This is a genomic window from Nocardia sp. NPDC050175 (assembly GCF_044459885.1).
Lineage (GTDB): Bacteria > Actinomycetota > Actinomycetes > Mycobacteriales > Mycobacteriaceae > Nocardia.
The window spans coordinates 1063918-1085323 of record NZ_JBITJI010000002.1 but is presented as its reverse complement, the minus strand read 5'-3'; the positions used below and the strand labels follow the sequence as shown (position 1 = coordinate 1085323).

15 protein-coding genes and 1 tRNA gene are annotated in these 21406 nt (G+C 66.5%); 6 read left to right on the top strand and 10 right to left on the bottom strand.

The features are described 5' to 3' along the window. Positions 1 to 163 precede the first annotated feature (163 nt). The gene (locus tag ACIBK2_RS10350; RefSeq protein ID WP_396965665.1) at positions 164 to 1102 is read left to right on the top strand and encodes a patatin family protein; all 939 of its coding nucleotides are present in this window, start codon (positions 164 to 166) and stop codon (positions 1100 to 1102) included. A gap of 147 nt (positions 1103 to 1249) precedes the next feature. On the opposite strand, the gene ACIBK2_RS10345 is transcribed toward ACIBK2_RS10350, so the two are convergent. Beyond that, entirely contained in the window at positions 1250 to 3190 is a 1941-nt protein-coding gene (locus ACIBK2_RS10345) for a protein kinase (RefSeq protein WP_396965664.1), read from the bottom strand. A gap of 267 nt (positions 3191 to 3457) precedes the next feature. Between ACIBK2_RS10345 and ACIBK2_RS10340 the strand changes: the two genes are divergently transcribed. Beyond that, a complete protein-coding gene (locus ACIBK2_RS10340; protein ID WP_396965662.1) occupies positions 3458 to 3895 on the top strand; it encodes a DUF1707 domain-containing protein in 438 nt (145 codons plus the stop codon). Next, a complete protein-coding gene (locus ACIBK2_RS10335) occupies positions 3895 to 4239 on the top strand; it encodes a hypothetical protein (protein WP_396965660.1) in 345 nt (114 codons plus the stop codon). Before ACIBK2_RS10340 ends, ACIBK2_RS10335 begins: the two co-directional genes overlap by 1 nt. A 97-nt stretch (positions 4240 to 4336) precedes the next feature. Here ACIBK2_RS10335 and ACIBK2_RS10330 read toward each other — a convergent pair whose 3' ends face one another. From ACIBK2_RS10330 to ACIBK2_RS10320, 3 genes are all read right to left on the bottom strand, one after another. Further along, positions 4337 to 5548, bottom strand: a complete 1212-nt coding sequence (locus tag ACIBK2_RS10330) for a beta-propeller fold lactonase family protein (protein WP_396965658.1) — start codon at positions 5546 to 5548, stop codon at positions 4337 to 4339. Positions 5549 to 5739: 191 nt separating this feature from the next. After that, the gene (gene lat, locus ACIBK2_RS10325; RefSeq protein WP_396965656.1) at positions 5740 to 7074 is read right to left on the bottom strand and encodes an L-lysine 6-transaminase; all 1335 of its coding nucleotides are present in this window, start codon (positions 7072 to 7074) and stop codon (positions 5740 to 5742) included. A gap of 63 nt (positions 7075 to 7137) precedes the next feature. Next, a complete protein-coding gene (locus tag ACIBK2_RS10320) occupies positions 7138 to 7590 on the bottom strand; it encodes an Lrp/AsnC family transcriptional regulator (RefSeq protein WP_150404358.1) in 453 nt (150 codons plus the stop codon). Between the two features lie 112 nt (positions 7591 to 7702). On the opposite strand from ACIBK2_RS10320, the gene ACIBK2_RS10315 reads away from it, so the two are divergent. Further along, positions 7703 to 9232: an aldehyde dehydrogenase family protein gene (locus tag ACIBK2_RS10315; RefSeq protein ID WP_396965654.1), complete on the top strand. Its 1530-nt coding sequence runs from the start codon at positions 7703 to 7705 to the stop codon at positions 9230 to 9232. A 48-nt stretch (positions 9233 to 9280) separates the two neighbouring features. Here the strand turns inward: ACIBK2_RS10315 and ACIBK2_RS10310 are convergent, their stop codons facing one another. The 4 genes from ACIBK2_RS10310 to ACIBK2_RS10295 form a co-directional block, all read right to left on the bottom strand. Next, a complete protein-coding gene (locus tag ACIBK2_RS10310; RefSeq protein ID WP_396965652.1) occupies positions 9281 to 10534 on the bottom strand; it encodes a cytochrome P450 in 1254 nt (417 codons plus the stop codon). Then, positions 10531 to 11922, bottom strand: coding sequence for a hypothetical protein (locus ACIBK2_RS10305; protein WP_396965650.1), 1392 nt, complete (start codon positions 11920 to 11922; stop codon positions 10531 to 10533). Before ACIBK2_RS10305 ends, ACIBK2_RS10310 begins: the two co-directional genes overlap by 4 nt. Next, on the bottom strand, positions 11922 to 12755 hold the full coding sequence (locus ACIBK2_RS10300) for an acyl-CoA thioesterase (RefSeq protein ID WP_396965648.1): 834 nt from the start codon (positions 12753 to 12755) through the stop codon (positions 11922 to 11924). Before ACIBK2_RS10300 ends, ACIBK2_RS10305 begins: the two co-directional genes overlap by 1 nt. Before the next feature lie 526 nt (positions 12756 to 13281). Further along, positions 13282 to 14955 carry an MDR family MFS transporter gene (locus ACIBK2_RS10295; protein WP_396965646.1) on the bottom strand — a complete coding sequence of 558 codons (1674 nt, stop codon included), beginning with the start codon at positions 14953 to 14955 and terminating at the stop codon, positions 13282 to 13284. Between the two features lie 292 nt (positions 14956 to 15247). Between ACIBK2_RS10295 and ACIBK2_RS10290 the strand changes: the two genes are divergently transcribed. Both ACIBK2_RS10290 and ACIBK2_RS10285 read left to right on the top strand, forming a co-directional pair. Further along, positions 15248 to 15321, top strand: a tRNA-Met gene (locus tag ACIBK2_RS10290). 248 nt (positions 15322 to 15569) lie between these two features. Then, a complete protein-coding gene (locus ACIBK2_RS10285) occupies positions 15570 to 16277 on the top strand; it encodes a cupin domain-containing protein (RefSeq protein WP_396965644.1) in 708 nt (235 codons plus the stop codon). A gap of 107 nt (positions 16278 to 16384) precedes the next feature. Here ACIBK2_RS10285 and ACIBK2_RS10280 read toward each other — a convergent pair whose 3' ends face one another. Next, entirely contained in the window at positions 16385 to 17128 is a 744-nt protein-coding gene (locus ACIBK2_RS10280) for a hypothetical protein (RefSeq protein WP_396965642.1), read from the bottom strand. 281 nt (positions 17129 to 17409) lie between these two features. Continuing rightward, complete coding sequence (locus ACIBK2_RS10275; protein WP_396965640.1) at positions 17410 to 20901, bottom strand: indolepyruvate ferredoxin oxidoreductase family protein; 3492 nt, start codon at positions 20899 to 20901, stop codon at positions 17410 to 17412. Positions 20902 to 21406 lie beyond the last annotated feature (505 nt).

The following is a 21406-nucleotide window of genomic DNA, read 5'->3' as shown; positions in this document are numbered from 1 at the left end:
CGGCCTGCTCGAGCGATTCACCGAGCGCATCCAGCAGGCCAACCGATCTCGCGTCGGATTCGATGCGACCAAGTAGTGCAGCTCGCGTAAACGTAGGGCGAACACCGCTTCGAGCGGGCGCAGGACAAAGACGTCCGCGCCCGCTCTGTCGTATCGTGGTCCGGTGACCAGTACGCAGATCGTCTCCGTCGTCGCGGAGATGATCCGCGCCCGTCGCACGGCAGGCAGCCGGGCCGACGGCAATCGGCTGGTGCTCGTCGTCGAGGGTGGCGGCAGTCGCGGGGTGTACTCCAGCGGCATGGTGTCGGCGCTCGAGGAACTCGGCTTCGGTGCGGTCTTCGACGCCGTCTACGGCACCTCGGCGGGTGCGATCAACGGTGCCTGGCTGCTCGGCGGGCGCGCGATGTCCGGAATGCGCTCCTGGACCGATCCGGCGATCATGCGCCGCGCCATCGACCCGTCCAGGATGATGCGCGGGCGCCCCGCCTTCGATCTGCGCTACCTGGTGCATCAGGTCTACGACGGCATCGAGGGAATGAACTTCCCGGCAATCCTGGCCAACCCCACCACGTTTCACCCCATCGCCACCGACATTCGCACCGGCCGCGCGGTGGACCTGCACCCGCACATCGTCGACAAACGCACCCTGATGCGCGCGCTGCGGGCCTCCGCGGGCCTGCCCATCCTGGCCGGCCCACCGGTCCCCCTCGGCGACGCGCAGTACTTCGACGGCGGCCTCACCGAAACCGTCCCGATCCGCACCGCCGTCCGCGGCGGCGCCACGCACGCGCTCGTGCTGCGCACCCGCCGCATCGACGAACAGCGCCCACCCGCCTCCCTGCTACACCGAGTCGTCGGCGGCGGCTACCTGCGCGCGACTGCCCCAGGCGCCTACCGCGCCTGGATCCGACGCCCGCACCAGCAGGCCATCGAAGACCGCGCCCTCGCCGAACTCGGCGACGCCGTCCTCCAGGTCCACCCGCCCCTCGGCTCCCCCGACATCGATAGCGCCGCCCGCGACACCACGCTGCTCACCGAGGCACTGGAGATCGGCCGCCGCGCGGTGCACGCAGTGCTCTCGGATACCGTCCGCGTCGCCTGACGGCACTCACCGGATCTCCGTAAAGGTGTACTTACCAAGGCGTTACCGTTGCTGTGCACACCCACTGTTCAACCTGCACACCGTGTGTACTGGGTGAGCGGGGCACACAGTGGGTGAGCGGTTGATCGGTGCGGACGCGGTGGCGGGTTAGTCCAGGCGGACGGCGACGCCGTTGGACAGGACGAAGTCGTGTAGTTCCAGGTGGGTTGGGGTGGTGTCGGAGGGCACGTCGAAAACCAGTTGGGTGGTTGCGGATTGGCCGGGGGGCAGTTCGAACGAGTAGTTGTAGCCGTGCTGGGCGGACTGCCACATGGTCGCGGTGACGTTGTGGTCGAACGGGGTGCCCTGCGCGTCGAACAGGCGCTGGCCGACCGGGAGGAACCATTTCGACTCGTCGGAGATGTTGTGCACGTCGAGAGTGACGACGACGAACGAACCCGTCGCCGACTGGAGTCCGACCCGGTGGACGCCGGTATCGACGTTGCGCACGACGAACTCGAATTTGCCGTCCCGCACCGGTGTACCGGCGGCCGGAAGTCCCGGTGCCTCAGGCTGATCCGGCGGTGGCACCGGATTCTCCTCGGCCATCGCCGTCGGCCGCGGCGCACCGGTCCCGCCCGAGTCACTCACCCGAGTGCCCGCCAACAACGCCACACACCCGGCCGCCAACATGAACGGCGTCAGGAACACCACAACCAGCGCCCCGATCACCTTGGACAGCACCCCGCCGCGCTTGCGTCGAGCCCGCCGCACCGGAACAACCGGCCGCCGAGCATCCGAATACCGCTGATACTCGGCGCGTTTCGCCGGAGCCGGGAAGACTTTCCGCCCGTACCCGACGGGATAACGCTGCTGGGGAACCCCTGGACGGGACTGCACCACGCGAGGATGCCCCGCCGGACCCTCGGTTCCCGGCTTCGACGGGGTCGAACGCGGCAGCACAAGTGCACGCAACCCCCGCGCAGCCGCCCCAACTTGCTGTACAACCGAACCCGCCTGTGGCGCGACCGAACCTGGCCGCGAAGCGCGGTAATCCGACGGATGGTCAACCGATACAGCGGCATCCCGCTGTGGCACTACGGAATACCCACGCACCGCGCCGGGCCCTCGGTACTGCTCGACGGCACGGGCCGACGCTGCCGGATACGACTGCGGCGGAAGATAACTCGCAGGCGTCACCTCGAGTCGAGTTTCCACCCGAGTCGGCGCCGGACCAGGCTCCGGCAGAACCTTGGTCAGTGCGGGCGATTTCGGTGAACGTACCGGCGATACGGACGGCTGCGTGCCGATCGCCGCTTGCGCCGCAGCGGCGAAGTCTCCTGCGGTGGCGTAGCGGTCGGCTGGGCTCTTGGCCATGGCACGGGCGATGACGGCGTCCAGGGCGGCGGGAACGGCGGCGTTGTGCAAGGCGGCGCGTGGCGGGTCGGTCATCAAGTGCGCGTGCATCTGCTGGGCAGGGTCGGTGTCGCCGTAAGGCCGAGCGGCAGTAAGGCATTCGTAGAGGACGCAGGCGAGCGAGTACACATCGGAACGAGCGTCCGCCTTGCCGGTGAACCGCTCCGGTGCCATGTAAGCCAGCGTTCCGATTGCCAATCCGGTTGTCGTGACCGCGGTTTGGCCGATGCCGTGCGCGATGCCGAAGTCGATCAGATAGGCGAACCCACTGGAGTGCACAACGATGTTGGATGGCTTGACATCTCGGTGCACCAGCCCAGCACGATGCGCGGTATCCAGCGCGACGGCCACCTGTCCGACGATCCCGACGGCCGCGGCGGGCGCCAACTTTCCGGCGGCCACCTTGCCGGCCAGATCATGCCCCTCGACGAACTCCATATCGATGAACAGCCGGCCGTCGATCTCGCCGAACCGATGGATCCGCGGAATATGCGGATCACGCAGCCGGGCCACCACCTCGGCCTCGCGCTCGAATCGCTTGCGATACCCCGCATCCGCCGCGAGTTCGGTCGGCAGCAGCTTCAACGCCACCCACCGCGCGCCCGCATCGTCGTATGCCAGCCAGACCTGACCCATGCCACCCCGCCCGAGCAACCGCTCCAGCCGGTACCCCCCGAATCGCACCTCCCCCATCGCGAACCTCCAGTCACCGTCGACTTGTCCAGGCCCGGCCCGTCGGTCTCCGATCAAGCACGGCAGCACTGGAAAACACCAGTTCACACCGCGAAGACCAAAGAACCCAACCTCCTTCGGAGCCTAACCCCGCCCTGTCCCACCGGCCAGTGTGTCGTCAACAACACCCCGTCCGCATCGCACGAGCCGCACCCCTTCGCGAGCCTCGTCACTAACCAACCGACAACGGTTTGCGCACGGTGTCGAACCTGGCGCTAGCCTTTCCTCATGGAGGAGCTACCCGAAGTCCGTATCGGCACCGCGGAACGCGAGGAAGCGATGCAGCGGCTGTCCGATCATTTCGCCGCCGGGCGGCTCAGCGTCGCGGAATTCGACGAGCGCAGCGCGGTGGTCGCGGCCGCCGTCACCCGCGGCGACGTCACGCCGGTGTTCGCCGATCTGCCGGACCCGCTGGTCAAAGCCGCCGCGGTGCCCGCGAAGGCGGAGTCGGGTTTCCTCTCCGAGTGGCCGGAGCGGGTAATGGCCGTCGTCCCGATCATCGCGGTCATCCTCTTCTTCGTCACCCACAGCTGGCTGTGGTTCCTGGCCATCCCGCTGATGGGCGCCCTGCTGTTCGGCAGCAGGCACAACCAGGACGACCGCGGTCGTGACCGCCGACGCGACCGCGGCGACCGTAGGAACCGCGGCCGCGACGCCATCGACTGATGGAACCCATCGAGATCAACGCCGGGACTTGGTATCTGCGCGCCCTGCGCGCCGACGACCGCATCGATGACCGCCCCGCCCTGGCCGAGGGCGGCATCACCGACCCCGACTACGTCGCACTGCGCACCGCGGGCTGGGCCGACGAATCCCACTTCTCCTGGGCAGTATGCGAACCGACAACCGCCGAAATGGTCGCCGAAATAGGCGCTCACCCCACCGCCGACGGCACAGCCGAACTCACCGGCTGGGCCCGCAAAGGCTACGAACCCGCCCTCGAAGCAGGCCTGACCACCGTCCACCGATTCGTCGAAGGCGCCCTGGGCCTGCGCCCAATCGCTCACTGAACCACTACTCCGCCTGCCGCGCAGATCCTCGCCCGCTGCGCACGAAATCACTAGCAATTTCGTGCGCAGCACAACGAAATGTGCGCGGCAGCAGCGTCTACCGCATGACCCCGGTATGCCCGGTGGAGTAGCGACCGGGTTGTGGCCAGACGGTCAACCCGTGCGCACCCTTGCCTACCGGGATGCGGGCCAACAACTCCCAGTTGACGATATCTACGGCGTAGACCTCGCTGTTGTGGCGGCCGGAGACCCAGAAGACACGTCCGTCGGCGGAGATATTGCCCATGTCCGGACTGCCGCCGCCGGGCAGGAACCACTTGTGTACCAGCGCGTTCGCGGCGAAGTCCCACACCGAGATGCTGCCTTCGTGCCGGTTGGTGACGAGCATCTGACTGGAGTCGCGAGTCACGTAAAGTCCGTGCGCGCCTTTGCCGGTCGGCACGAAGCCGGTGTTCTCGAAGGTGAGTGCGTCGACGGTGTAGATGCCGTCGGCGACCATGTCGGCGATGAAGAAGGTGCGCCCGTCCGGGGACAGCTTCACGTCCTGCGGCATGCTGGAGCGCCCGCCGGGCAGGTCGATCATCTTGACCACCTCGCGCTCGGCGACGTCGAAAACCAGCATCCGGCCGGTGAATTCGCAACTGGCCAGGGCGAAGCGGCCGTCGGCGGTGAAGTCCATGTGGTCGACACCCGCACAGTCGGGCACCGCCATCGAGTGCAGCTTCTCCCAGGTCCGCGGATCGTAGAAGTCGAGCGACTTGTCGGCCTCGGCCACCACCACCGCGAACTGACCGTCCGGCGTGAAATACATGTTGTAGGGGTCGCGCACCGGAATCGGTTGTCCCGGTGTGCCGGTGCGCGGATCGATCGGCAGCAGACTGCCCGCGCCGATGGGCAGATCGTTGGTGACATACAACGTCTGCAGGTCGTAGGACGGCACCACGTGCTGCGGTTCCGCGCCTCCCGCCGGGAAGTTGTCGATCACCTCGAAGGTGGCCGGATCGATCACCGAGACCGAGTGCGACTCACTGTTGGGCACATAGACCAGCGAACGATGGTCCGCCACAGCCGGACTCAGTTCCCGATTCGCGGCGTAGACGTCGGTCGGCGACAGCGGCGGCGGCATCCCGGGTAGCAGGTCGGTCAGCTGCGGCGGCGGGCCGGCCGCCGCGATCGTGGGCGCCGGGGCGGCGGGCGGACCGACCGTCCCGGCTTCGCTGGCGGCGCAACCGGTTACGGCGGTCAGCACCGCGATCGATACGACGAGGGTATGGGGTGCGCAGCCCGAGTACATGCGCTGTCGGTTCACGCGCTGCACCGTGCCAGGAGGGGGTGAAGACGAGATGACATGGGTGCGAAGCCTAAAGGCTGGCACCGGCGTTTCGCGGCAGTCCGCGCCGAGGCCAGCGGATTGCCCGAAACGTCCTGTTAAGCAGCATAAACGCGAGACGGGCCGGACAGAGTTCTGTCCGGCCCGCCTCGCGCAGCAGAAGTGGCGACCTACTCGAAGCCCGCGAGCACCCGATCCAGCGCGTCGACCGCGGCATCGAGTTCGGCGGCGGACACCGTCAGCGGCGGCCGGAACCGGATGCTCCGCTCCCCGGTGCCGAGGATCAGCACATGTTCACGCTCGCGCAATGCGGTGAGCACCTCGTCGCGCAGCTGCACCGACGACACGGTGACCGCGCACATCAGCCCACGGCCACGCGGTTCGGTGATGCTCGGATGCTGCGCGGCCAGGGTCTGCAGCCGATCGAGCAGGTGCGCGCCGAGCGCACGGGACCGTTCGATGAGCGAATCCTGCTCCAGCACCTCGAGAATGCGCCGAACCCGCACCATGTCGGTGAGGTTGCCGCCCCAGGTCGAGTTGATCCGCGAGTTGACCACGAACACGTTGTCGGGCACCTCGTCGACCCGCCCGCCGGCCATCACGCCGCACACCTGGGTCTTCTTGCCGAACGCGATGATGTCCGGCTGCACCCCGAGCTGCTGGTAGGCCCAGGTGGTCCCGGTCATGCCGACGCCGGTCTGCACCTCGTCGAGCACGAACAGCGCGTCGTTCTCGTGGCAGAGCCGCTGCATCGCCTGCAGGAACTCCGGCCGCAGGTGCCGGTCGCCGCCCTCGCCCTGGATCGGCTCGGCGATGAAACACGCTATGTCGTGCGGGTTTTCGGCGAACGCGCGGCGCGCCTGGTCCAGCGCGCGGGCCTCGACCTCATCGATGTCGTGGTCGTCGGACAGGAACGGCGCGTCGATGCGCGGCCAGTCGAACTTGGGGAACCGGGCGGTTTTCACCGGGTCGGTGTTGGTCAGCGACATCGTGTAGCCGGTGCGGCCATGGAACGCGCCGGTCAGGTGCAGCACCTTGGTGCCGAGTTCCGGTGCGCGGCCGTTGCTTTCGTTGTGCCTGCTCTTCCAGTCGAACGCGATCTTCAGCGCGTTCTCCACCGCCAGCCCGCCGCCGTCGATGAAGAACAGGTGCGGCAACCGGGGATCACCCAGCACCCGCACGAACGTCTCGACGAACCTGGCCATTTCCACGGTGTAGATGTCGGAGTTGCTCGGCTTGTTGAGGGCGGCGGTCACCAGCTCCTCGCGGAAGACGTCGTCCTCGGCCAGCGCGGGGTGGTTCATCCCCAGCGCGTTGGACGCGAAGAAGCCGAACATGTCCAGATAGGAGCTGCCGTCGCGTTCGTCTACGAGCTTGCAGCCGCGGGACTGTTGTAGGTCCAGCACTAAATCGAAGCCATCAGCAAGGATGCTGGCCGACAGAATCTCGTGCACCCGGGCGGCGGGGGTGACCGCCGGGCGGGTGCGTTCCAGTTCGATGGTCACGCCATCGAGGATACGAAAATTTACGGTTTCTGTACAGGAAAGCGGATTAATTACACGTAACGGCTACCTGTCATAGAATGTCTGCAGGATGATGGTGCTTCGGGTCCTGACGTTGGCGGTCGCTCTGATCTCCTGCAGCAGCTGCTCGAGGTGCCGTGGCGAGGCCACCCGGACCAGCAGCATGTAGCTCTCATCGCCTGCTACCGAGTGGCACGCCTCGATCCCGGGGATGTGCTGCAACACTGCCGGGGCGTCATCCGGCTGCGAAGGGTCGAGAGGAGTGATCGCGACGAATGCCGACAACAGCTGGCCAAGGGCCTCCGGGTCGACGTGCGCCGTGTAGCCGCGGATCACCCCGCGCGCTTCCAGCCTGCGTACCCGCGATTGCACGGCGGACACCGACAGGCTCGCCTTCTCGGCCAGGTTCGACAACGTGGCGCGACCATCGGCCATCAGTTCACGAATCAGCAGGCGATCAATATCGTCGAGTGCAGGTCGTGCAGGTGTATCCGCCATCAGCGGAGACTAACCCAGGCGGACCCCCTCGTGGCAGAAACCTGACCCCGATCCTCCCAAGACATGGGACACAGATGCCGCATTGCGGCCGAAAGGTACGGCGGAGCAACAGATGACGGATGTACTCGGCGACCAGACCACCCGGGAACTGGCGGAGCGCGCGGCGGCGGTGCTGCGCGGACTCGGCGTGGAACCCCCCGAATCGGGCGACCTGCCCGCCCGCAGCCCCATCACCGGCACCCAGCTGATGAGCCTGCAATCGAGCACATCGGCCGAGGTCGATGCCGCAATCGACCGCGCGGCCACGGCTTTCGGCGCCTGGCGCACGGTGCCCGCGCCGATCCGCGCCGCGGTGGTGCGCAGGCTGGCCGAGCTGCTCACCGCGCACAAGAGCGAGCTCGCCGAGCTGGTGACCCTGGAGGCCGGCAAGATCGGCGCCGAGGCCGCGGGCGAGGTGCAGGAGATGATCGACGTCTGCGAGTTCGCGATCGGCCTGTCGCGGCAGCTGTACGGCCAGACGATGCCGTCCGAGCGGCCGGGGCACCGGCTGATGGAGACCTGGCATCCGCTGGGCGTCGTCGGGGTCATCTCGGCGTTCAACTTCCCGGTGGCCGTGTGGGCGTGGAACACCGCCATCGCGCTGGTCTGCGGCGACACGGTGGTGTGGAAGCCGTCGGAGACGACGCCGCTCACCGCGCTGGCCTGCCACACCCTGCTGCGCCGGGCCGCGACCGACGTCGGCGCGGATCCCGAAGTGCACCAACTGATTCAGGGCGCGGCCGAGGTCGGCTCGCAGTTGGTGGACGACGAGCGGGTGGCGCTGGTGAGCGCGACCGGCTCGGTGCGGATGGGCCGGATCGTCGCGCCGCGGGTGGCCGAACGGTTCGGCCGCTGCCTGCTGGAGCTCGGCGGCAACAACGGCGCGATCGTCACGCCCTCAGCGGATTTGGAGCTCGCGGCGCGCGGCATCGTGTTCTCGGCGGCGGGCACGGCCGGGCAGCGGTGTACCTCGCTGCGGCGGCTGATCGTGCACGCCGACGTGGTCGGGCCGCTGGTCGAGCGGATCGAGAGCGCGTATCAGCAACTGCGCGTTGGCAATCCGCTGGAAGACGGGGTGCTGGTCGGCCCGCTGATCGACGGCAGGGCCTACGCGGGCATGCGGGCCGCGCTGGACAAGGCGCTCGCCGACGGCGGTGAATTGATCTGCGGCGGTGAACGAGTCGACGGCTTCGGCGACGACGCGTACTACGTGCGGCCCGCGATCGTGCGGATGCCGGCGCAGACCGCGGTGGTGCGCGAGGAGACCTTTGCGCCGATCCTGTACGTGCTGACCTATCACGACTTCGACAGCGCGATCGCCCTGCACAACGAAGTGCCGCAAGGGCTTTCGTCGTCGGTGTTCACCGCCGACCAGCGCGAGGCCGAACGCTTCCTGGCCGCCGACGGCTCCGACTGCGGCATCGCCAACGTCAACATCGGCACCTCCGGCGCCGAGATCGGCGGCGCGTTCGGCGGCGAGAAGCAGACCGGCGGCGGCCGCGAATCCGGTTCGGATTCGTGGAAGGCGTACATGCGCCGGGCCACCAACACGATCAACTACTCCGCCGAACTGCCACTGGCACAGGGCATCAAGTTCGGCTGAGCCACGACGCAGGGGCCCAGCTCAGCACTGATCTGGGCCCCTGGTCGGTCAGTCGATCACGGTCGGCAGCGTTTGCAGACCGCGCAGGAACGTACTCGGCCGCCACTGCACCTCGTCGGCCATCTTCATGTTCGGATACCGGGCCAGGATCTTGTCGAAGGCCACCTTCGCCTCCAACCGGGCCAGCGGCGCGCCGACGCAGTAGTGGATGCCGTGCCCGAAGGCCAGGTGCCCGCCCTTGCTCTTGCCTGCCTGGCCGATCTCGATGCCGTGCGGGTTCCCGAACTGGTTCGGGTCGTGGTCCGCGGCGGCCAGCGACACCGACACCAGCTCCTCGGCCGGAATGTCGATGCCCGCCAAGGTAACCGGCTCCGAGGTGTATCGCAGCGTGGCCAGATGGACCGGGCCCTCGTGCCGCAGGAACTCCTCGATGGCCGCCGGAATCTGCTCCGGTGCGCGGGTGAGCTCCTCGTACAGCACCCGGTCGCGCAGCATCGCGTAGAGGCCGTTGCCGATCAGGTTGACCGTCGTCTCGTGCCCGGCCACCAGGATCAGGAACAGCATCGCGATCAGTTCCTTGTCGCTGAGCTTGTCGCCCTCGTGGTTCGCCATGATCAGCTGGGACAGCAGATCCTCGCCGAGGTCCTTCGAGCGCCCGGCGACCAGCCCGATCAGATAGGTGGCCAGCTCGATGCTCGCCGCGCCGCGCTCGGCCGCCGTCGCGTAGAACGGCGAATTCGCCGCCGTCTCTTGATCTTCCGCGTTCTCCGCGGACGACGCCGTCATCGTGGTCGACAGCTCGCGGAACCGCGCCCGATCCGCCTCCGGCACCCCGAACAGTTCGCAGATGACCGTCATCGGAATCGGCAGCGCGTAGTCGGCGATCAGGTCGACCTCGGTCCGGCCCGCCATCTCGTCGAGCAGCTTGTCCGCGAGCGCGTCGATCCGCGGGTGCAGCTGCTCCACGGTGCGCGCGGTGAACGCCTTGGTCACCAGCCTGCGCAGGCGGGTGTGGTCCGGCGGATCGGAGCTGAGCATGTGCTCCCACAGATCCGTGCTCACCGTCGTGTACGAATCGCCAGGTCGCAGCCGCGTCGTGATCGGCGCGAGGGCGGCCGCGCCCTTCTTGATCCGGCCGTCGGCGAGCACCTCCCGCGCGAGCTGATAGTCGACCACCAGCCAGGAGGTCAGTCCGTTGGGCAGCAGGACATGGTGAATCGGGCCCTGCTTGCGCAGTTCGTCGTACACCGGGTGCGGGTTGTAGACGAAGTCGGTGCCTAGTTTGATCAGTGGCTTGGTCATGAGAACTCCCTGGCTGTCTTGCTGTTACTGCCGCCGCCGCTGCTGACGTGGAGCGGTTTCAATCCCCAGGCCTCGGCGACCAGTCGCGCCAGAAAGCCCAGTTCTTCATCGGTGTGCGCCATTTCGGGTTTGATGCTCTCCAGGACCCACTGGATCTTTCCGTCGAACTCCGACAACCAGGTCGCCAGCGCGATCGGCTGGCGACCGGCCTGCTCGGTGTCGATGCCCTGGAACACGCCGCGCATCACGAACATGGTCGGCTCCGCGCCGTTGCGCATCACCGTCGGCACGAACGGGTCGAGCACGCCCATGTTGGAACACATGCCGACGGTGATCGGCGGAATGTCGGCGAGCCGTTCCACCACCGCTTCGGGCAGCACGTCGATCAGCTCGGGCGGCATGTTCCGCGGGCGCGAGATCCCGCCGGCACCGACTCCGTGCACCGCGCCGAATCCGGCCTTGCTCGCCGCACGCAGCGGCGCAAGGTCGTACCGATCCAGCCACTCCCGCTGCACCATGATCGGCACGCGCGCAAAGGAATTCGAGTCGATCTGGTCCTGTTCCCGCAGGATCCGCACGGCGGTCATCAGCACCAGCGGGGCCGTCTCGCCGACCGACCCGCAGTGCCGCAGGAGGTCGGCGACCAGCGCCAGATACAGCGTGTTGGGCGAACCGCCGCGCTCTGCCGCGAGATCCTTCCACTGCGCCGCGTCGAAGGTGGCGATGATCGAGCCTTCGCGCCAGCCGAGCGGCGTTGGCTCCGGCTTGGCGTCACGGCGGGACAGTGCCTGGCGGATCGCCTTGCGGTGGGCTGGATCCCGATACGCGCGTCGCGCTTCCGAAACCACTTCTCGCACAACGGCGATACCGCGGCTGGTGCCGTCCTTCAGATCGTCGCGCAGCCGGCCGACCTCGTCGAGGCCCGCCGTCGTCGCCAGCTCGGGCTGGACCAGTCCGATGGCCGCCATCAGTCCCGCGTGGCCGTCGGCGATGGCATGCGACGCGACACAGGAACAGACCATGCCGCCGGAGCGCGTCGGCACCGCCGACAGCCGCCACCCATACCCCTGCTCGGGATCGAGTGGATACTGCGCCTGATCATTCGCCCAGGCCAGCGCGTCGCCGTCGTCGATCGCGGCACGCTCCAGGCATAGCGGCAAGGCAGTGTCCGCGAGCACCCAGCGCGACCGGGCGAACGGCACCCGCGGGCGCCGCACCCGCCGCATGAACGGGCCGGAGCGCAGCTGGGCATACATCGCACGCAACTCGTCCTCGGTGAGCCGGTTGGCCAGCACCGTCACCGTCTGGCTGATGACCGGTGCGCCGTAGCCGTGATGCAGCCGCAGGAACGCCTTGTCGGTGAGACCGACATACACCGGGGCGGCCATCAGGACGCCTCCCGATCCAGCAGGCCCGAGGCATCCGACAGGAAGGCGGGCTCGGCCAGCCGCAGCATCCGCTCCTGCGCGACCATCGCCACCAAATCGCCGTTGCGACTGAATATCCGGCCCTGGGTGAACGCCCGGCCGCCCGCCGCCGAGGGCGATATCTCGTCGTAGAGCAGCCAATCGTCCACCCGGAACGGACGCATGAACCAGATCGAATAGTCCAGCGCGGCAGTCTGAATGGCGATGCCGGGGTGCGCCGCGACAGCGGCTCCGAGCAGCGTCATATCGCTGGCGTAGGTGAGTGCGCAGCTGTGCGTGACCGCGCAGTCCGGCAGCTCGCCGGTGTAGCGGAGCCAAACCTGTTGGCGCGCTGCGCAGATCGCGCCGTCCGGTACCCGGCGGATATCCCAGCCGTCCCATTCGTTGCCCGTGTCGCCCATGCCGATGGGAGCCAGCGAATCGGGATCGGGGGCTTCCGGGCACGGGTCGGCATGCCGTACCCCGTGACCGCCGACATGGAACGAGGCGACCATCAGGAAGGTCTCCCGGCCGTGCTGCAAGGCCCGGATGCGACGAACGGCGAACGAGCGGCCGAGCTTGACGGTGTCGACCAAGTAGTCGATCGGAATCTCCGGTGTCGTCGAACGGACGAAGTATCCGTGTATCGAATGGACGGTGAATCCGGCGTGCATCCCGGACGAGCCCGCCGCTAGGGCACGCGCCGCGACTTCGCCGCCGAACGTCCGAACCAGGGCGGTGCGGTGCTGGAGCTTGCCACGAAAGAAATTCGTGTCGATTTGCTCCACCGCCATTGCGTCGAGTAGTTCAACCATGGTCAACCTTCTTTGCGGTATCCGGTATCGGCGACCACGCTGTCGCGGTTCCTACCCAACGCCAGCGCGGGGCTGATACCGCTTTCGCTGACTCGACGGATAGGTTTTCCGACGCAACTCGATGACGTTTCAATCTCATCGCGATACACGTCGTATGAGATACAGTGAACCTCCAGCTAATAGAGTTCAAGGTGCTGTACTTCAGATCACACGACACCTACGAAATCTTTACGGGAGCGGTTTTTCGACAATTAGTCACATTCCACTCGAGCATGGCGATTCGCTCTGTGAATCGTCACAAAATAGGCTCTCATCTGGAACGATGAGGAAAGTGAATTATTTTCGATTTGCCGGATTCGACCCGTTTCCGGACTCTTTATCGACAACGGACAATGACACGATTCAGCGCCCGTAGGCATCCTCGGGCCGGACCAAAGGGACAGTCGTGTCACGGCGGTCAAAGAGTTGCACGAAGCGAAATAATTAGCCGCAACTTAACGTGGCGCTAACATGAAATTCCGCTCTCTCAGACAGATCCCTCGACCCCGCCGGATTCCCGCAGCGGGATCTCTTTCCAGAACAAAACCATGACAAACGCGACCACTGCGAGCAAAGCGGCAGCGACGTAAACCGTCGACATGGATTCGGCGAAGCCCGTCTGCAACGGCCCGGCCAGCGTCGGATTCAACTGTTGAATCACCGAGCTGTCGTCGAGCACCTTCTGCACCGCCGCTTGGTCGTGATGCACCAGCCCCTGCGCGAAGGCCACGTCGGCCGGATTGCTGCTGTGCAACCCCGCCATTACCGCCTGCTGATACGCCGGGCGGGTGGAGGCGGCCTCGAGCGCGGCGGTCACCTTGGTCGGCAGCAGGCCGAACAGCGTCGACAGCAAGGCCGCGACACCGAGCGTGCCGCCGACCTGACGGAAGAAGGTCGCGGCCGCGCTCGATACGCCCATATCCTTGGGTGCGGCGGCGTTCTGAATGGCCAATGTGATGGGCTGCAACAGGTTTCCCAGCCCGAACCCGGTGATCGCCATGAAGATCATGGTTCGCCACAGCGGTGTTTCCGGCGTCAGATAGTGGAACAGGAACAGACCGACGGCGACCGTGGCGGTGCCGATAATCGGGAACGCACGGTAGCGACCGGTCCGCGAGATGAGCCGGTTCGACACGATCGAACCCACCATCAGCCCGCCGACCATCGGCAGCAGCTGCACACCCGCGGCTATCGGACTGGCCCCGCGCACGACCTGCAGATACTGCGGAACCAGAATGATGCCGCCGAACAACGCCGCACCCACCACCATCGCGATCGCGACACCGAGCGCAAATGTCCGATTTCGGAACAGCCGCAATGGAATCAGCGCCGCGTCGCCCATCTTGGCTTCGATCCCGACAAACGCGACCAACCCGATCACGCCGATCGAGTAGCAGGCCAACGCACCCACGCTGGTCCATCCCCAGCTGCGCCCCTGCTCGGCCACGATCAGCAATGGCGTGATGCCGGTAGCGAAGGCCACGGTGCCGAGCCAGTCGACCGGGACCCGCGGCGGATTACTCCTCGGCATCCGGACCACCCGATACACCACCACCAGCGCGATCAGGCCGACCGGAACGTTGATCAAGAACACCCAGCGCCACCCGGTGATCCCCAAAATCGTGTGCTGACTGGCGAAAAGCCCGCCGAGCACCGGCCCGATCACACTGGCCGTGGCCCAGGTGGCCAGGAAATGTCCCTGATACTTCGCCCGCTCGCGCGGACTCACGATGTCACCGAGGACGGCCGACGCCAGTGACATCAGCCCGCCCGCCCCCACGCCCTGAATGGCACGGAACACCGCGAGTTGATACATCGACTGCGCCACCGTGCACAGCAGCGATCCGCCGACGAATATCACGATCGCGGCGAGCAGAAATGGCCTGCGGCCGTACATATCCGACAATTTGCCGTACAACGGCGTCGTCAAGGTCGCGGTGATCAGATACGCCGTGGTGACCCACGCCTGCAACGAGTAACCGGACAGATCATCGGCAATGGTCCGCACGGCGGTCGCGGTGATCGTCTGATCCAGCGCCGCCATGAACATGCCCAGAACCAGGCCACTCAGAATGACCAGCACCTGCCGATGCGAGAAGCCCGCCGGACCACCCTGCACAGCTACCTGCTCGGTCCGATGTCCGCGATGAGTCAGCGCCATCAGCAACTCCTGAAATCAGCAAATCGAGCATCAGTTGTTGAACTGCGGCCAATCCCATCCCCGGACCGCGGCGACCTCGCGCCCACGAACTAAGAAGCAACGATAAACCTCGGTCACGATTCGAGAAACGCTGAGTGATGTCTATCTCGAGTCCAGTACCGAAGTGATCCACGCCACATTCGCCACCGCCGCGTGGGTGCACCATTTCCGAGTCGCCCAGCCGACCGGCGACACGCTTCACCAGGCGTTTTCGCATCTGGCCACTCAGTGTGTAGGGTTGGGGAACACCCGACGCGGGGTGGAGCAGCTCGGTAGCTCGCTGGGCTCATAACCCAGAGGTCGCAGGTTCAAATCCTGTCCCCGCTACAGCAGGCCCAGGCCAGAGAGATTTCAATCTCTCTGGCCTGGGCCATTTTTCGGCCTGATCGACCTTTACTCGACCGCGTTGACGGAAGTCCTTGTCCTCCAACGACTCTGAGCCGATTCCGTCAGGAACGCCACCCCGTGCGCCTATGACCCTTGTCATATAGCTGCCCCACATGAGGCAGGGCTAACTTGAATCTTAGAGGTGCTAACTAAATTCCAATGTTCCTTGCATCAGGAGAGATGGCGACATGTCAGACGACTTGAATGTGAAGCAGGACAACAACAATGGGTCGATCGACCGTCGAGCCCTGCTCGGCGCCGGTGCCGTCGCAGTAGGGGCGGCCGCGCTCGGGGGCGGTCTGATCGGAGCGGCGGCGGCAAGTCCTGGCGCGCCCGCTGAGCTCGCGAATGATGGCGCGGTCGACAGCAACCTCAACAACGCGTCGCATCTGTTCAAGCTGAAGGTGGCGGACCGAGCGAGCTTCGACGGCGGCTACCTTCAGGGTGCGCACGAGGATAATTTCCCTGTGCTGCAGGGACAGAAGGGGTCGGTCTACTTCGTCCATCTCGACGGTGGCGGCATCCGCGAACCGCACTGGCATCCCACCGCATGGGAACTGAACTACATCATCTCCGGCAAAGCCAAGTGGACCATCCTTGGCACCCATCCAGACGGCAGCTACCACAACGACGTCTTCGAAGCCGAGCAGGGCGACCTCGTCTTCGCACCGCAGGGCTACTTCCACTATTTCGAAAACGCCAGCGCCGATACGCCTTTGGACGTCCTCGTCACCTTCAACACCAGCGCCAAGGAACCCAACGACGACATCGGCATCGTCGCCACCCTCAACTCCCTCCCCCGCGAAGTCCTGGCCGCCTCCTTCGGCATCCCCGTCTCCGCCTTCGCCAACATCCCCACCGACATCAAGCCCGTGGTAATCACCCGCCGCCGCTAACCGAGCAGCGCGCCTGGCCGCGGTCAGACGCGCGAGCCAAGGTTGGCTCCCGCTACAAACGATACGGCCCGAAACCTTGTGGTTCCGGGCCGTTTTCGTTGTCGGGCTCAGCGGCGCAGCAGAGCAAGCGGAGCGGACGGTTCCGCACGGTGGGCCGACCTGACCAGTTCCGCGCGGCTGTGTACACCCAGGGTTTCGTACAGGCTGCGGATGCGGCGATACATCGAGCGCTCCGAAAGGTAGTTGAGTCGCGCGATCTCGGCGACGGTCATCGATGTGCGCAGCATTCGCAACAGGTGGGTGTCGAACTCGTCCAACTCGACCTGGCCGCTCTGCGCGGCAGGCCGTCGGATGTCTTTGGGGGATGCGATGTTTCGGGTCGGCTCCGACCGCCGTCCGTTCGGTACCGAACCGCGCACCGACGGCAGTCGGTCGTGACGAACCGAACGCACGTGGTCGAGCAGTTGGGTGCGGAGGAGTTCGGCTTGCCGCTCGACCGATATCGCGATGTTGACCACGAAGTTGGCGCCGGAGCGGATGGCGAAGTAGGTCGAGTGGCCGGTGAGGTCGTTGGTGACCGCGACGATCAGGCCCATGGCATGCGTCGCCCGGATCGAGCGCAGCCTTTCGGCCTGGTGCTCGGTGTTGACCGGTAGCACGATCGGTGCGCCGTCGACGTCCCCGCGCGCGGTGAGTTCGTCGTAGTCGGCGAACTCGAGCTCGAACGCCGGCGCCAGCAGACTCCCGCACGGTCCGTTCGCCGGATCCAGATAGTCGCGCAGACTCGGATGCGCGAATGCGTTGGGCTTGGTCATCTTTTCGATGCCCCAGCTCAGTTGCGCAGTGTTCATGGTTGCCCCCCAGATACTCTTCTTGACTACCTGGTTGGACGCGCGAATCGCCCGATCGGTTCCATACCGGGGCAACCGTTTTGAGAGTCGCTCGTAACTCCTTGCCCATCAATAAGAAAGCGGCCCGCAACCGAGAGTTGCGGGCCGCTTTCCATGTGCCCGGGAACGTGGCCTCACGCTCGACCAGGCGCGCGGTCTACTGCCCAGCCGCGCTCTTGGACTCCACCTCGCTAGCGCTCGGCTCCGCCAAGCGCGATGCGCGCTGGCACATGATTCGCTCGCTACGCTCGCTCATTGGACTCCAGCACCGGCGGCTCGATGCCGAGGTCGCGCAGGCTGTTTCGGTACAGCTCGACATTCGCGAGCTTGATGTCCTCGTAGCCACGCACGGTGTCGGCGAGCTCGGCGGCCCGCACCGCGCGGTCGTAGCCTGCCTCGTCGAGCGTGTCCGCGAGCGTCGTCACCATCTCGGTGTAGTGGGCGAGCAGGGTGCGCTCGACCCGACGCACGTGGGCGTAACCGAAAGGATCGAACTTGGTGCCGCGCAGCCGCTTTCCCTTGGCCAGCACCTTGAGCGCGAGGTGCCCGCGCGGTCCGATACCGATCTTCTTCTTGCGGCCCATGGCCCGCAGCACCGGCGGGTGCAGCTTGTAGGTGAGGTTCGCCCCTTCGGGCAGCTGACCCGCGACCTCGTCCAGGAAGGCCGGGTCGACCAGGCGGCGAGCCACCTCGTACTCGTCCTTGTAGGCGGTGAACTTGTACAGCCCACGCGCCACCTGCTCGCTGAACTCGGTGCGCTCGGTGGTGCGCGACTGTGCGTCCCAAATGTGTTGCACGGTACGGACATAGTCGCGGGCAATGCGGACGCCCTGGAACCCGATCAGCTCCGCGGCACGCAGTTCGACGAGCCGCCTGGTCTCACCCGTCGCGGTCAGGCCGTCGAAAAGGTCTGCCGGAACCTTGATTTCGGCGCGCGCGGCCTGCGTGCGCCCGGCGGCGGCGGCGAACTCGTCCGGCCGGGCGACCGCGATCCGGCCCCAGCGGAACGCCGCGATATTGGCGTTCACCGCAACACCGTTGATCTCGATGGCCTCCTCGATCGACGCTGCGGGCAGCCGCAGGCCGCCGAGCTGGTACGCGGCGCCGACCATCAGGAAGTTGGCGGCCGCGGTGTTGCCGAACAGCACCTCGGCGGCGGCGAGCGCGTCGAAGGAACGCACCTCGCGCGACGCCTGCTCGAGCCTGGACAGCAGCGCCGGGGTCTCCGGGTACTCAACCGCCTTGTCGTACACCATGTCCCCGGTCGGGGTCTGGCTGGTGGACGCTACGGACAGCGTGTTCGCGTTCGAGCCGTAGGCCAGGTTCTTGTTGTCCGTGGCGGTCAGCAGGTCGAAGGCGATGATGCAGTCCGCCGAACCCGGCGTCAGCCGGTTCGCGGGCTCCAGCTCGCCGGTGGCGAACCGCAGGTGCGAGACGACCGGTCCCGCCTTCTGGCTCAGGCCGATCTGATCCAGGCTCGCCACCTCGTAACCGGCCCGCAGCGCGGCGGTGGCCAGCACCTGGTTCACCGTGACGATGCCCGTGCCGCCGATGCCGGCGAGGAAGACGTTCTGTGTCGTCGTCAGCACGGGCTGCGCGAGATCGGGCAGCACCGGCGGCGCCGGACGCTGCACTGCCTTGCGCTTCTTGGCCTTTGCCGGATCCGGCAGTTCCACCGTGACGAAGGACGGGCAGTCGCCGTCCATGCAGGTGTAGTCGGTGTTGCAGGAGGTCTGATCGATGCGGGTCTTGCGGCCGAATTCGGTGTCCACCGGCTGCACCGACAGGCAGTTGCTCTTGACGCCGCAGTCACCGCAGCCCTCGCAAACCGCCTCGTTGATGACGACCCGGGTCCGGCGGGTCGGCAGGGTGCCGCGCTTGCGCTGTCTACGCGCGTCGGCGGCACAGTGCTGGTCGTAGATGAGGACGGTGACGCCGGGTACCTCACGCAAGGCGCGCTGGGCCTCGTCGAGCCGATCGCGGTGCCACAGCCGGGTGCCCGGTGCGAGATCGCGCTTGCGGTACTTCTTCGGCTCGTCGGCGCAGATGATGATCTGCGCAACGCCTTCGGTGCTGAGCTTGTGGGTCAGCATCGGCACCGCGAGCGCGCCCTCGGCGTCCTGCGCTCCGGTCATCGCGACGACGTCGTTGTAGAGCAGCTTGTAGGTGATGTTCACCCCGGCCGCGATGCAGGCCTGCACGGCGAGCTGGCCGGAGTGGAAAAACGTTCCGTCGCCGATGTTCTGGAACAGGTGCGGCACATCGGTGAACGGCGCCTGGCCGATCCACTGCGCGCCCTCGCCGCCCATCTGGGTCAGGCCGGTGACCTGGCTGTCCTCCCGGCCCGACATGGTCACCATGGTGTGGCAGCCGATGCCGCCACCGGCCAGCGAACCCTCCGGCACCGCGGTGGAGCGGTTGTGCGGGCAGCCGCTGCAGAAGTAGGCGGCGCGCTTGGCGGGCAATACCGCCAGTGACAGTGGCTGCGGCAGTGGACGTTTCGTGTCCAAGTAGCCGTGCAGGGCGCGGCTCAGCGGCTTGGTGATCCGGCCGGTGGTGAGTTCGCCGTCCTGGCTGAACAGCGGGCGACCGGCGGCGTCGCGCTTGCCGATGATCTCCGGGGCGTCGGCCGTGCCGTACAGGATCTCCCGGATCTGGGTCTCGATGAAGGCGGTCTTGTCCTCGACCACCACGAGCCGGGTGAGGCCCTTGGCGAACTGCCGAACCCGTTCGGGCGCAATGGGAAACGGCATGCCGATGCGCAGCAGCCGAACGCCGGCGCGGATGAGCGCGTCGTCATCTACGCCCAGATCGATCAGCGCCTGCCGCACCGCGTCGAAAGTAGTTCCGGTGGCGGCGATTCCGATGGTGGCGTGCGGCGGGTCCAGCTCGATCACGTCGAGGTCGTTGAGCGTGCTGTAGGCCTTGACCACCTCCCAGCGCGGGCCGTACAGGTCAGCCTCGGCGATCACGCTGTCCGTCGGCGCCGCCATCGGCCGCTGCAGGTAGTTGAACGGGCGTCCCTCCCAGGTGATCTCGGGGACGATGATGTCGATGTCACCCGCGTCGCCGTCGACCGACCAGGCGCCGTCGGCGACGTCGGCCACGATCTTCAGCGCGACGAGGCAACCCGAGGCCCGCGACAGCGCGACACCGTGCAGGCCCATGGTGATGATCTCGCGGGCGTTGCGCGGGAACAGCACCGGAATGTTCATCGCGGCCAGCGAGCGCTCGCTCACCGCGGGCACCGTCGAGGACTTCGAGGCCGGATCGTCACCGACCAGCAGCAGCACCCCGCCGTTGGCGTTCGCGCCGTACATATTGGCGTGCCGCAACGCATCTGTCGCCCGGTCCAGGCCGGGACCCTTGCCGTACCACACGCCGACGACACCATCGTGGGTGGCGGTTCCCTTCGGCAGGTCGGCCTGGCTCCCCCACACCGAGGTGGCTGCCAGCTCTTCGTTCAGCCCCGGGACGAACGAAATATCGTGCTCGGCAAGCACGTTGGGCATCCCGCCCAGCATCTTGTCCACGCCGCCGAGCGGACTGCCCTGGTATCCCGACACGAACGTGCCGACCCGCCGTCCGGCGCGCAGGTCGCGCACGTGCTGTTCCACCAGTTGACGCGCGATCGCTTGAACCCCGGTCAGGACAACGGTGCCCGCGCCGACGCGGTAGCGGTCGGCGAGGTCATAGGGCGCCGGAATCAGGTCGTGATCGGCGAGCTCGGTCATACATCCACCCGTCCGGTCGGCGCCGATCGGGCGCCGCCTTAGTTGAGCACTTGATGCCCTTTACCCTGCCCTTGAAGGGCGAAATGAACAACCTTGGCTTTATAAATTGAGCATGTTGCGCAATTTCGCCACCTGTGAATGGGCACACACTATGCACGATGTGAGGTTTGGTGTGACCCCGACCACCACACACCGACGGCGACCTCTCGCGGACTCACCCAGCAAACGGGACATGGCCGAGGCAAACGTCGAGTGACAGCTCCGCACTGCCCCCGCCCGCCGGATCTCGTGGCACGCCCTGTGTCGAATGTCGAGAGCGATTCGCTATGACGCGTCATAACCAAGGTGTCCAATGCAGTGATCTTGGTCAAACGCACATGAAATGCATTGTGAATTGTCCAATATGCCGGACCCGGTTGCGCAGAGCCGCGGGCGCGGCGCTACGTTCGCTGCGGATGGTGCCGCTATCGCGGGTGCCCGCAGTCGTTGAGCCGAAAGGTGGTGT